This is a genomic window from Micromonospora sp. WMMC273, assembly GCF_027460285.1.
GTDB classification, from domain to species: domain Bacteria; phylum Actinomycetota; class Actinomycetes; order Mycobacteriales; family Micromonosporaceae; genus Micromonospora; species Micromonospora aurantiaca.
This window is the reverse complement of the sequence record NZ_JAPZBE010000001.1, coordinates 5,928,029-5,940,750: the sequence shown is the minus strand read 5'-3', so window position 1 is coordinate 5,940,750 and position 12,722 is coordinate 5,928,029. Positions and strand designations below refer to the sequence as shown.

Genomic DNA, 12,722 nt, shown 5'->3' with positions numbered 1-12,722 from the left:
GCCCGGGAGAGCGACCGTAAGGGATCAATTATGCGCCTTTTTACCGATCTAGGCTACGAATCAAAAGTCCAGACTTTTGCAGAAATCGTCCACCCCGATCCCCTGGTCAGCCGAGGGACCGGGGTGGACGAGCGGCTCAGACGGCCGGGCCGCTCCCGGACGGCGTGCCGAGGCGGATGTCGACGTCGGCCGGCTCGGTCATCTGGTCGTACGCCTTGGTCCGGAGCCGGTTGGTCTGCACCTCGCCGTCGAGCAGCGCCGCCCGCAGCGCCTCCGCGTCGCTGATCTCCTTGGCGGTCACCGCGTCGGCCGCTGTCGTGACGCCCTGCACCACCTCCAGGTGGGTGCCGTCGGTGGGCATCAGCTCGGTCCACTTCGCCAGGCAGTACACCCGCTCGGGCACGTCCTGGCACTCGGTGGTCAGCTCGGGCATCTCGTCGCCGGAGCCGAGGTGGCCGGTCCGGTACGTCGTCAGCTCGTCCACGAACGCCTCCAGCTCCCGCTCCACCGCCGGTGCCAGGCGCGTCGCCACCACCTTGCCGAAGATCCACCGCAGCGCGGTCAGCTCCATCCCGGCCCGTACCGGCAGGTAGAGCTTCGCCCAGCTGGCGTTGACGAAGTCGCCGGGGTCGCGCTCCGGGGCGCGGGCGTCGCCGCCGGACCACCAGCCGGGGTACGCCACGAACGACGCGCGCTCCCAGTCGAAGACGCGGTGCCAGAAGTCGATCTCCCACGCCTCGTCCCGCACGCTGGCCGGGAAGTGCGTCTCCACGATCTGCGAGACCATCTCGTTCACCGGCGAGAAACCGGCCCGCAGCCGCGCCTCGAACTCGTCCCCGGCCGCCTCTGCCGCGGCCAGCGCCTCGTCGCGCCGGTCCTGCCACTCCTGGAGATCGGTCAGGTGACCCGCGACGAGCGCGTTGTACGCCGCGTCGTCGGCGGTCTGGTCCACCACCGTCGGGGTACGCCGGAAGCCTGCGGCGAGCTGCACGTCGGCACCCGGACCCGCCAGCCAGCTCCGGGCGCCGACGTGCACGCGTACGCGGAGCACCGGCCGGCCGTCCGCCTCGGTGACCACCGGCACGCCCACCACCCGGGCGGCGATCGCGTCCGGCGGACGGCGGGTGATCAGCGTGAGGTTCTGCCGGATCGTGTCGACGTCGCCGTCCCACTCCCAGCCGGCCTCGAACGCGACGTCGACGTCGTAGTCGGCGCTCATGTCGCCGGTGAATCCCCACTTGTCGAGCGTGACCACGGGGGAGTACACGACGCGCGTCTCCACCGCGGCGGGCGCGCCACGCGGCGGGCGCTCCGGCTTCACCGGCATCGGGGGCAGCGCGGCGACCGCGTTGTCGCGGATCCGCTGCCGTCCGTCGACGATCTTCTGGGCGAAGGCGAACGCCGGATCCTTGATCGTGGGGGCCCAGCAGACCCGTGCCCCGTACCGCTCGTGGGCCAGCTCCAGCCGTTGCAGCACCTTGAAGTAGTGCAGCGTGATCGGCGTGGCCCGGTTCGGGTTGCGGACGGTGCGCTTCGAGGACGACTCCGCGCCGGTCTCGGTGACCAGCTTGAAGTCGGTCTTGTGCTGGGTGCGGTAGCGCGCCGCGACCTTCGAGGTGGCGGTCCGGCTGTCCTTCACGGCACGGCGGCTCGTCTCCTGGCTCGCCGCGGTGACGCTGCTGGCGAAGCCGATCGTGTGGCTGGCGTTGAAGGTGCCCCAGATGCCGGTCGGGCTGGTGTACTGGCCGGTGTGGCTCGCGTTGAGCCCCCAGGTGTCGGTGAGCGACTTCTGCCGCTCGAAGCCCTCCTGGAGTTCGGTGGTGAGCGCACTGGTCAGCTCGACATCGGTCTGCTGTTCCGACTCGTTCTGCTCCTCCAGGGTCAGCTCGCGCTTGGTGTAGGTGCGCTGCTCCAGCACCGCCTCCTCACCGGGGGCGAGCGCCAGCGCGTAGACGTGCTCGCCGAGCGCGAAGCCCACCGGCCGGATCCGGGTGCGGTCGAGGAACGCGATGCCCACGTCGGACTGGAGCAGGCCGGCGAGGAACTCCGCCTGCTGGTCGCCGAGCAGCGTCTGGCGCCGCGCCGGCGGCTCCCGGTACGACATGCCCGAGTCGGCGCCCGGCAGCGCCTCGGTGGCGGCGTCCATGTCGTTGGCCTTCCACAGGTCGTAGAGGCCGAGTTCCTTGAGCAGGTGCGGCAGCCGGTCGCCGTCGAGTCCGCCGTAGCGGATCGCCTCGATCAGCGCCTGCTTGACGTAGAACGGCAGGATGGGCGTCTCGCCACCGCCGAACGTGAGCCGGACCGGTACGAAGTAGTTGGAGTAGACGTACCGGTCGGAATGCGCGGTGCTGAAACCAAGCGTCGCCGGATCGGCGTCGGCGACGACGACTCTGCCCATCGGTGCTCCTTTACAGCGGCAGGTTGAACAGGGCTTGCAGGCCCCGGTACGCCATCTCGTGCGAGGTGACGAAGAACCCGGGGAACAACTGGCTGAGGGCGGCCTGGCGGACGACCGTCTCGCGTACGGCGTGCGCGGTCAGCTCGTCGAGGCCGGCGACGACCTCCGCCGGCACACCGCCCTTCGCGGCCCGCTGGTACGCCTCCGCGACGGCCTCCCAGCGCCCGTCGAACGTCTCCCCGAGGTCGTCGGCGACGATCCCCCAGGTCTTCTCGAAGCGCTCCAGCTTCGTCGAGGAGGTCCAGTCGACGTTCGTGACGCGGGCCGCCTCGGGGTCGACGAGCAGCAGGTCGGAGCGGAGGTCCCCGACAGTGGTCGACGCCTTCCACCGGAACCGTTCGGCGAGGTGGCCGGCGAGCGCCTTCTCCGCGCCGGTCGCGGCCGGGTTGCCGGTGAACCCGACGAGGCGCAGCAGCAGATCCCGGTCCGGGTGGCCGAGCAGCATCTGGGCGACCGTCCGGCGCAGCACCGTCTCGGAGCCGCGCAGCGCGGGCGCCAGCTCCGGGTGGGCGGCGCGGACCGCCTCGACGACCGTCGCCAGCGACTTCTCCGCGAACGGCTCCAGGCCCGGTGACCGGCCGGCGAGCTGCGCGACCTCGGCGGCCATCCGCCGGTGCACCTGCTGACCGAGCCGCCACGGCTGCGCCTGCCCGGCCTTGCGCAACGCGCGGTACTCCTCGTACGCGACGGTTTGGAGCGCCCTGTTGAACGCGGTGGTCAGCCGCTGCTCCAGTTGCCGGGCGACGGCGGCGCGTACGACGGCGGCCCGGATGTCCCGGGGTGTCTTCGGTGGTGTCAACTCGCGCAGGTCCTCGACCCGCTTGATGATCTCGTCGAGCGCCTCGTTCAGTTCGGCGCGGGTCGCGGCCCGGCCGGCCGACGACACCGTCTCCGACATGCTCGCCATCAGCACGGGCCGGCCGTCGAGGCTCACCAGCGCGCCGAGCCGGGTGCCCGCCCCGGCGCCGGCGAACGCCTCGGCGTGCGCCGCCTGGTTGAACAGGGTCAGTGTGAGTTCGGCGTCGGCGAGCAGCATCCGGCCCTGCCGGAACAGCGCGTCGAGCACCTTCGGCGGGAAGAGCGTCCGCAGCATCGCGAGGCCCACCTGGGGCGCGGCGAGGATCGCTGCCCGGCCGATCGCCACCAGCAGCGCGGCCGTCCGGGCGGTCAGCAGGCGCGCCTCCCGGGCGCCCGCGAGCAGCAGCGGCACGTACCGGACGGCGGCGCGGACCGCGACGCCGCCGAGCAGCCGGGCGAGATGCACCAGCCCGGTGAGCACCTGATAGAGGTCGCCGGCGACGCGGCCGAGCAGGCGGCCGGCGGCGAACGGGTCGAGGTTCTCCAGGTGCCGGGCGAACTCGGCCGCCCAGCCGCGCCACAGCGCCAGCAGCCGTTCCGGAACCGTGGTCGGGTCCAGCGCGGCGACGATGCCGGCCAGCGCCTGGCGTACGACAGTGGCCTGGTCGGCGAGGCGCTGGACACCGGCGCGGGGGTCGACTGTGAGCACGATGAGCGTGGTGAACTGCTCCTGCTGGAGGCGGCCGATCAAGTGCACGAGCTTGCCGAGGTCGACCACCACCGTCGCCACGGACTCCCCGACGCCGACGGCGAAGCCGTCCAGGAACAGCTTCGGGTTGATCCCGTTCCAGGCCGCGTAGTGCCGCATCGCGTCGAGCAGCGCGGGGTCGAGACCGAGCAGGTAGCGACGGAACGTGCCGTCGGAGTCGACGTCGGAGGCGGCCAGGTCGAAGAACGCCTCGGCCAGTCGCAGTCGCGCGAGCATCGAGACCAGGTCCCAGACGTTCTCCGGAGTGATGCGGCCGGTCATCGCGGCCAGCACGCGCTCGCGGGTCATCGAGCGTGTGGCGTGTGCGTCCATCCAGTACTTGACGGTCAGCGCGACGAATTCCACCCGTGGGTCCTGGGTACGTGCGCCGAAGACCGCGACCCGGTCCTCGGCGGGCACCCGCGGCACGCTGAACCAGTCCCGGATCATGACGGATTCGTTCGCCGGCTGCCCCAATTCCCCCACCCCCTCCAGCCGTGTGCACTGTCGGGCCGTGGTGCGGGCGGCGGTAGTGCTGGGTCGAGAAGCTGACATGGTCCCCCGACGGCGCGCTCCCCGGTCCATCGACTGTTACGACTTGACGAACGACGTGTTATCGCTCACAGTCGATGGCACGGGACGGCGGCATCGATGGCCCACCGGGCGGGCGCGGGTGGCCGCGTGGCAGGCCGGGTGTGGGATCAGTGCGCTACGACGAATTGTTAGCGCTCACAACATGTGATCAGAGGGAGGAACATGTTTGCATTCGGTAGGTCCCCATCGACGGTGTCGCCGCCGCGACGGCGCGGATGGCTGCCGCGAGTCGTCGCGTCCGGCGCGACCGCGGTCCTCGTCGGCGCCGCCGCGGTGGCTGCCGTGTCCGCGCCCGCCGCCGCCGCGAGCGTCGACACGAACGCCTGGTACGTCCTGGTCAACCGCAACAGCGGCAAGGCGCTCGACGTCTACAACCTGGCCACGAACGACGGCGCGCGGATCGTGCAGTGGTCTCGCAACAACGGCAACCAGCAGCAGTGGCAGTTCGTCGACTCCGGCGGCGGCTACTACCGGCTGAAGTCACGGCTGTCCGGCAAGGTGCTCGACGTCTACAACTGGTCGACCGCCAACGGCGGCAGCATCGTGCAGTACTCCGACCTCAACGGGACCAACCAGCAGTTCCGGCTGGCCGACTCCGACAGCGGCTACGTCCGGCTGATCAACCGCAACAGCAACAAGGTGGTGGAGGTGCAGGGCGCCTCGACCGCCGACGGCGGAAACATCGTCCAGTACGACGACTGGAACGGCGCCAACCAGCAGTGGCAGCTCGTCCGGGTGGACGGTGGCGGCGGCAACCCCACCACGCCGCCTCCGACGACCCCGCCGCCGGGCGGTACGTGCAACCTGCCGTCGTCGTACCGGTGGTCGTCGACGGGTGCGTTGGCGCAGCCGCGCTCGGGCTGGGTGTCGCTGAAGGACTTCACCGTGGTGCCCTACAACGGGCAGCACCTGGTCTACGCCACCACGCACGACACCGGGTCGTCGTGGGGGTCGATGAACTTCGGTCTGTTCTCGAACTGGTCGCAGATGGCCACGGCGTCGCAGAACGCGATGTCGTCGGGGACTGTGGCGCCGACGTTGTTCTACTTCGCGCCGCGCAACATCTGGGTCCTGGCCTACCAGTGGGGACCGACCGCGTTCTCCTACCGCACCTCGACGAATCCGACGAACCCGAACGGGTGGTCCTCGGCGCAGCCGCTGTTCACCGGCAGCATCTCCGGCTCCGGCACCGGCCCGATCGACCAGACCCTGATCGCCGACGACCAGAACATGTACCTGTTCTTCGCCGGTGACAACGGCAAGATCTACCGCTCCAGCATGCCGATCGGGAACTTCCCCGGCAGCTTCGGCTCCAACTACACCACCATCATGAGCGACTCGACGAACAACCTGTTCGAAGCCGTGCAGGTCTACAAACTCCAGGGCCAGACCCGCTACCTCATGATCGTCGAGGCCATCGGCTCCCAGGGCCGCTACTTCCGCTCCTTCACCGCCACCAGCCTGGGCGGCTCCTGGACCCCGCAGGCCGCCACCGAGTCCAACCCGTTCGCCGGCAAGGCCAACAGCGGCGCCACCTGGACCAACGACATCAGCCACGGCGAACTCATCCGCACCACCGCCGACCAGACCTTCACCGTCGACCCCTGCAACCTCCAACTGCTCTACCAGGGCCGCTCCCCCAACTCCGGCGGCGACTACGGCCTCCTGCCCTACCGACCCGGACTGCTCACCCTCCAGCGCTGAGCGCGTACCCCGAGATCTGGAGAGCCCGGCCCGCGACCACGCGGGCCGGGCTCTCCGGCGTCCCGCCCGACGGCGATCGTTGCCCTGGAGGCAACGACGGTGGCCCGGTCCGTCGTTGATCGGCGCCGCCCCGCCCGGGAGGCTGGAGTCGTCACCACCTCCCGAGCGAAGGGTTGGGCAGATGTCCTTCCAGGCATACCTCGACGCGATCGAGGACAAGACCGGCAAGACCCCGCGCACGCTCGTCGACCAGGCCAGGGAACGCGGCTACGACGCCGCCGACGTGAAGGCCGCCGTGATCGTGGGCTGGCTGAAGGACGAGTACGGACTCGGCCGGGGACACGCGATGGCGCTGGTCCACGTGATCAGGAACGGGCCGACGATCAGCGCCAGGCACGTCGGAACCACCGGATCCCATCGTGACGACACCGACACCCTGTGGCTGGACGGCAAGGCCGCCCGAGCCTCCGCGTAGCGGGGCGTGGACAGCGACGCCTATCGTTCGCCACATGGGAGCGATCAAGCCGTGGCACCTGTTCGTCCTGACGCTCTGCTGCCTGCTGCCGCTCATCGCGGCAGTGGCGGCGGTGGTGTGGACGCGACGGGGTCGCCGCTGACCTGTCAACGGCCGGCGGCGAACTCCTCCACCGCGGTGCAGACCCGCCCGAGCGCCTCGGCCGAGGCCGCCAGCGGTCCGGGCACCATCATCGCGTGGTCGGCGTCGGCGACCTCCACCACGTACGGCGTGAGCCGGCGCGCCACCGCGCCGTCCCAGACCTGATCGCCGGTGCCGCCGGCCAGCAGGAACGGCGCGGTGGCCCGGCCCAGCGGCTCCCGTACGGCGGGGTCGGTCAGCAGCGGCGTCAGCCAGACCGCCGGGATGCCCCGGTCGGCGGCGAGCGGCGCGGCGAAACTGCCGAGCGACTTTCCCACGAGCAGGTCCACCCCGGCGTCGAGGACCGGGTCCAGCTGCTCGGCGACCCACTCCGGCGCGCTGTCGAGGCGCAGCTCGCCCAGCGACCGCCAGGTCACCTCGTGCACCTCGAAACCGAGCCGGCGCAACGCCTCCCCGATGTAGACGAAGAGCGGCCCCCGGGTGTCGTAGCCCCGTCCCGGTGCGAGTACCGCGCGCCGATTCGCCATGATCGCCTCCCTCTCGTTCGATCGATGCGTCACGCTAGTGCCTCGTCTCGATCGATGCTGTCCGCCGTTCCCGGAGGGCCGCAGTCGCGAGTCGTGCTCGGAACAGTGTCGCCTTTCGGACGTGCAGTTCGGCTCCATGCGGCGGATGGCCAGGCGAATTGCGGGCGGGTCGGGTTTCCGATCACGCCTTGCGGGGATCGCCCGCCGAGGTCCCTCTATTGTGTCGGGCCCCCGACATCTGGCCGCAGGTGGTATGCGCGGGGCCTGTTTCCGGGGAGTGGACGACAATTATCCTGATTGCCGGGATGTGTCGTCGCCTCCGCCCGGCGGATCGCCTGCTGGTCTGTCCACCTGCTCCATCGCCGAAGCGTGCCCGCAGGGTGGAATGCGATGCCGTGCGACCGGGGCAGGGCGGATAAGGAGTGCGTCGACCTGCTGTTCCGAACGGAAGGTAAATACCCTCAGAATCATAGGTGATATCGGGCTACGGCTCGGCGGTGTCCGGTTCGAGCGCTTGGGGCCGCTACGGCGGCTGTGGGTGAGTAATGACCGCTTTTGCGGAATCTCTTTTACGATTTACCGGCCCCCGATTAATCGACGATGCGATAGTATTGACGCCGATCGAGGAGATCGATTCGGGCGGTCTGGTCATCTTCAGGGATCGTGTCGCGACCGTCGAGCGACCGTTCATCGGTTCACCACCGTCCGCTGGTCGGCTCCCATCGGCTACCGACCGCGGAGGGATGATTGGTCCGGCTTGCGATGCCCGGCAGAGTCAGCCGAGTCGACGCGGGACCAGCGTTGCGGGGCGCGGCTGTCGCGATGCTGGTCTGTGTGATGTTGGGCGGGAGCCTGGTCGCCGCGGTTCGGGTGATCCAATCCGGTGATCCGGAGACCACGCTCTTCGTCGCTACCGCTCTGGCCCTGGTCTGTTCCTACGGCACCGCCGGGATGATCCTGATCGGGTCGGCCGCCAACCCGCTGACCGGCATGCTGTTCTTCGCCGTCGCGATGGTGTGGCTGGCCCGCAGCGCCGGGCCGCTGCACGGTGAGACAGGCACCGGAGTGGCCGCCGTCGCGCACCCGCTGATCTGGACCCTCCTGGTGGCCATCCTGGTCACCCAGCCGCGCGGCCGTACGCGTAACCGGGCGGACCGCGTCCTGCTGGCCGTCGCGCTCGGCGGGCTGCCGCTGCTGGTCATCGACAGCTATACCGCACCGGCCGGCGCGATCGACCCGTGCCTGGCCTGCCTTCCCGAACCGGGCTGGGCCGCCGCGCCGTACCAGCCGGTGGTCGCGCGGCTGGTGGTCACGGTGGTGGCGATCTGGCTCGCCGTCCACCTGGTCAGGCGGTGGCAGGGCGCGCAGCGGATCGTCGTGCTCCCGGGCGTCCTGCTCTGCCTGCAGGTGGGCGCCGCAGCGATGGTGCCCTTGTTCACCACCCCGTCCCATCCGGCCTGGCTGGTGAGCAATGCGGCAGGTGTGGTCCTGCAGATCCTGATACCACCGTTGGTGCTGCTGGCCAAGGCTCGCGGCTGGCGGGCCGACGCCGCGCTCTGGGAACGTCGATACGAGCAGGAGGCGCGCAACGGCCGGCACCGGGCGCGCAGCGAGATCGAACGGGACCTGCACGACGGCGCGCAGCTACGGCTGGTCAACGCGACCCTGCTGTTGCAGATGGCGCGGCGGACGATGCGGGACACCGCCGAGGCGGACGCCCACCTGGACGCGGCGGTCACCGAACTCGCCATGGCACTCACCGAGTTGCGGCTGCTGAGCCGCGGGATGCGTCCGCCCGCGCTGGAGCGGCGTGAGCTGCACGAGGCGCTGGCCGTCCTGACCACGAACACGCCGGTGACGGTGCGGATCGAGGGCCGGCCCCGCCTGGTTCCGCGTGAGGTGGCGGAAGCCGCCTACTTCGTCGCGGCGGAGGCGTTGACGAACGCGGTCCGGCACGGAGGCGCCTCGACAGTGGTGATCCGGATGCGGATGGAGCAGAACTGCCTGCACCTGGAGGTGTGCGACGACGGCTCCGGCTCGACCCGGACCCTTGAGGACGAAGACTGCCTGAGTCACCTCGGCCGCCGCGCCGAGGCACTCGGCGGCCGGCTGGAGTGGGAGAGCCGACCAGGTGTCGGCACGACGCTGCGGACGGTGATCCCGTGCGCATCGTCATCGCAGACGACGCGGTGCTGATCCGGGAGGGCCTGTCAGCCCTCCTGCGGCAGGCCGGGATGACGGTGCTCGCGGCGGTCAAGGACGCGCACGAACTGCTGGACGCGGTCGCCGGGCACCGCCCGGACGCGGTGATCGTCGACATCCGGATGCCACCGACCTACACCACCGAGGGGCTGGCGGTCGCCGAGCGGATCCGGCGGGACTACAGCGGCATCGCGGTGCTGGTCCTCTCCATGCACATCGAGACGGAGTACGCGCTGGCGATCGTCAACTCGGGTGAGGGTGGCGTCGGATATCTGCTCAAGGAGCGCATCCTCGACGTCGAGCAGGTGGTCACCGCGTTGCGTGAGCTGGCGAGCGGTGGAGCGGTCATCGATCCGGCCCTCGTCGAGGAGCTGATGGCCCGGCGTCGGACGGGTGGCCGGATCGACCGCCTGACCGTCCGGGAGCAGGAGGTGCTGGCGCTGATGGCGCAGGGGCTCACCAACCGGGCGATAGCCGACCGTCTGCGTCTGAGCAGCAAGACCATCGAGTCGTACGTGACGAGCATTCTGGAGCGGCTGCAGATCGACGCGTCGGAGGGTGTGCACCGGCGGGTGCGGGCGGTGCTGATGTACCTCCGGTCGAACACCTCCGCCGGCTGGGGACCCTAGGCCCGTCCGGGGGGTGAGCCGGTGAAACCCGGCTGGGCGAGGGAGGGATTCCCCGGTACCCGCGACGTTCGCCCATCGCTACGTTTCAATCACTGTCCGCTTGTCGCATGACCACGTGCGTGCGACGGCAACTCGGGGGAGAGTTGATGCAGAACGAAGCCGTGGAACCGAAGCCGACGGTCGTCGAGGCCGAGGCTGCGGGCTGGCGCCTGGCGGCGCGGGTGATCAGAGCCGCGCGCGACGAGGTGCTCGCGCTGATACCCGCCAACTGTGCGCTGCTGTCCGATCAGGAGCCGGGCCGGGCCTGGCCGCACCGGGCGGGATGGTCCGGCGCCGCCCGGGTGCGCGCGGTGGTGGCCGGGGAGACCCTGCTGGACCGGGGCGCCCGGCTGCGGGCCCTGCTGGGCGTCCGGGCCGACGTGCGGAGCGGCAAGCACTCGCCCACTCTGATGGTCGTGCTGGACCGCAACCTGGCGATCGTGTCGCGGGGCGGGGCCGCGTCACCGCTGGCCGTACGATCGCCGACCGCTGTGCAGGCGCTGACGACGATCTTCCACCACCACTGGTCCGAGGCGCGGGCGGACGTGAGCGACCTGCACGGCAGGCTCAACCCGTTGCAGCGTGACGTGCTGCGGCGGCTGTCCGGCGGCGCCACCGACGACGTGGTCGCGCGGGCGCTGGCCGTGTCCACCCGTACCGTCCAGCGGCAGGTCACGCAGATCATGCAGATGGTGGGTGCCCGGAGCCGGCTCGAACTCGGCATCAAGCTGGCCGCGCACGGCCTCTACGAGCGGCCGCCGCTACGTCAGGCGGTCTGAGGAACCCTGAAGGTGGCGGCACCACTTCCGGTGCCGCCACCTTCGTGGTCCCGCGCGCCGGCGCGGAAGCTCGCGCTACGCGCACTCCACCAGGCCGGAGCGGATGGCGGTGACCACCGCCGACGTCCGATTGGTGCAGCCGAGCTTGAGCAGCACCCCTGCCACCAGCCGCTTCGCGCCGTGGTCGGAGATCTTGAGGCGTCGCGCGATCTGCTTGTTGCTCAACCCTTCGACGAGCAGCAACAACGTCTCGTGCTCGCGCGGCGTCAGCTTGATGGGCGCCATCGACGACGGCGTACGGCGGATGCCGGCCCGGGCCAGCAGTTGCTGCGCCAGGACGGCGGGCATCGGCACCTCACCGGTCATGATCGCCCGGAGCGCGTTCTCCAAGGTGCGACCGGACAGGTCCTGCTGGAGCAGGAAGCCGTCCACCACGACACCGTCGGCCAGCACCGACTCGGCGGCGTGGGCGTCGTGGATCAGCATGACGATCTTGCTCTCCGGGGCGATCAGCCCGGCGGCCGCGATGCCCGCGACGCCGTCGGCAGCGTTGACGACGAGCACTTCCGGTCGCTTGTCGACGGCCTCGGTCAGCAACTCGGGCATCGAGCGGTAGGAACGGACGGACGTGGTCAGGGCCAGGCCGCGCAGCGCCACGCTGAGACCGTCCCGCAGGATGTCGTTGATCATGACGAGTGCGATGCGCAGGCTTGCCGACTCGCGGTGCGGATGGTGTTCGACGATCGTCGCGGTCATGACCGCGCTCCTCTCACTCGGAGTCACACGAATCATCGAAACGGAGTGCGGCACACCCCTTCCAGGACCATGTCTCGTTCCGGACATGCTCCGGAGGTCAACCGCCGTCGCACGTCTCCAGCAGGCTGCCGAGCACCTTGCCGAACTCCGGCGAGGCCAGATAGTTGCGAGCGCCGCGCAGCCGAGGGTCGCAGTCGAGTGACACCCTCCCGGTGACGCCGGCCGGGCCGCTCCCGGCCGCCAGGAGCAGCGTGTCCTGCACGTCGGCGACATCCACCCAGACGGCCGGCCCCAAGGCGGGCGGCCCCAAGGCCGGGGGGTGCGGTGCGCCGAGGGTGATCAACGCGGGAGCGGCGGCACCGGCGTCGGCGAGGGCCAGCGCGGCGGCCACCCCGCCCAGGCAGTGGCCGATCACGATCTCGGTGTCCGGGGTGAGCGCGGCGCGTACGGCGTCGATCGCGGGATGCCCGGCCGCCGCGCCGGTGGCGAACGCCAGCACCTGACGCAGGGTTCCGGTCAGCTCCTCGGCGGTCAGGCCGCAGAAGTACCGGGACCAGGCCAGCCGCCCGGCCAACGCGTCCACGCCGACCGGCTCCGCACCGGCCTCGGTGTCGAAGGTGGCGGCCTGCCAGCAGCGCCGCAGCAGTGCGGCCTCGGCGGCCGGATCGCTGTCGCCGACAGCCGGCACGCGATCCGGAGCGTCGAGGTTGACCAGGGCGGCATCAGGTGCCGCCGCGGGATAGCCGGCCAGCGCCAGACCGTCCTCGACGGAGCCGATCCACTCCCGGCGGACCGAGTCGTCGGAGCGCCGCGGTCCGCCGGTACCGTGCACGATGAGCAGCCGGGACATCCGTTCTCCCCTCTCAGACGAA

General features: G+C 70.6%; 10 protein-coding genes. 5 read left to right on the top strand and 5 right to left on the bottom strand.

What is annotated here, in order from left to right; genetic code table 11:
* Nucleotides 1-136 precede the first annotated feature (136 nt).
* Entirely contained in the window at nucleotides 137-2,398 is a 2,262-nt protein-coding gene (locus O7611_RS27585; RefSeq protein ID WP_269697817.1) for a hypothetical protein, read from the bottom strand.
* A 10-nt stretch (nucleotides 2,399-2,408) separates the two neighbouring features.
* Nucleotides 2,409-4,454, bottom strand: coding sequence for a hypothetical protein (locus tag O7611_RS27580; RefSeq protein ID WP_269697816.1), 2,046 nt, complete (start codon nucleotides 4,452-4,454; stop codon nucleotides 2,409-2,411).
* A gap of 306 nt (nucleotides 4,455-4,760) precedes the next feature.
* Between O7611_RS27580 and O7611_RS27575 the strand changes: the two genes are divergently transcribed.
* On the top strand, nucleotides 4,761-6,302 hold the full coding sequence (locus O7611_RS27575) for a non-reducing end alpha-L-arabinofuranosidase family hydrolase (protein WP_269697815.1): 1,542 nt from the start codon (nucleotides 4,761-4,763) through the stop codon (nucleotides 6,300-6,302).
* Between the two features lie 181 nt (nucleotides 6,303-6,483).
* A complete protein-coding gene (locus tag O7611_RS27570; RefSeq protein WP_194803461.1) occupies nucleotides 6,484-6,777 on the top strand; it encodes a DUF4287 domain-containing protein in 294 nt (97 codons plus the stop codon).
* A gap of 146 nt (nucleotides 6,778-6,923) precedes the next feature.
* Here O7611_RS27570 and O7611_RS27565 read toward each other — a convergent pair whose 3' ends face one another.
* Nucleotides 6,924-7,445 (bottom strand): alpha/beta hydrolase, encoded by a 522-nt coding sequence (locus O7611_RS27565; protein WP_194803460.1) that lies wholly within the window; start codon nucleotides 7,443-7,445, stop codon nucleotides 6,924-6,926.
* A gap of 837 nt (nucleotides 7,446-8,282) precedes the next feature.
* Between O7611_RS27565 and O7611_RS27560 the strand changes: the two genes are divergently transcribed.
* The 3 genes from O7611_RS27560 (at nucleotide 8,283) to O7611_RS27550 (ending at nucleotide 11,094) form a co-directional block, all read left to right on the top strand.
* Entirely contained in the window at nucleotides 8,283-9,641 is a 1,359-nt protein-coding gene (locus O7611_RS27560; RefSeq protein ID WP_228533084.1) for a sensor histidine kinase, read from the top strand.
* Nucleotides 9,608-10,276 (top strand): response regulator transcription factor, encoded by a 669-nt coding sequence (locus O7611_RS27555; protein WP_194803458.1) that lies wholly within the window; start codon nucleotides 9,608-9,610, stop codon nucleotides 10,274-10,276. The genes O7611_RS27560 and O7611_RS27555 overlap by 34 nt, the downstream gene beginning before the upstream one ends.
* A 146-nt stretch (nucleotides 10,277-10,422) precedes the next feature.
* Nucleotides 10,423-11,094 carry a helix-turn-helix transcriptional regulator gene (locus O7611_RS27550; RefSeq protein WP_194803457.1) on the top strand — a complete coding sequence of 224 codons (672 nt, stop codon included), beginning with the start codon at nucleotides 10,423-10,425 and terminating at the stop codon, nucleotides 11,092-11,094.
* A gap of 75 nt (nucleotides 11,095-11,169) precedes the next feature.
* On the opposite strand, the gene O7611_RS27545 is transcribed toward O7611_RS27550, so the two are convergent.
* Together O7611_RS27545 and O7611_RS27540 are read right to left on the bottom strand one after the other, a co-directional pair.
* A complete protein-coding gene (locus O7611_RS27545; protein WP_194803456.1) occupies nucleotides 11,170-11,850 on the bottom strand; it encodes a response regulator transcription factor in 681 nt (226 codons plus the stop codon).
* A gap of 97 nt (nucleotides 11,851-11,947) precedes the next feature.
* Nucleotides 11,948-12,700, bottom strand: coding sequence for a hypothetical protein (locus tag O7611_RS27540; RefSeq protein WP_269697814.1), 753 nt, complete (start codon nucleotides 12,698-12,700; stop codon nucleotides 11,948-11,950).
* Nucleotides 12,701-12,722 lie beyond the last annotated feature (22 nt).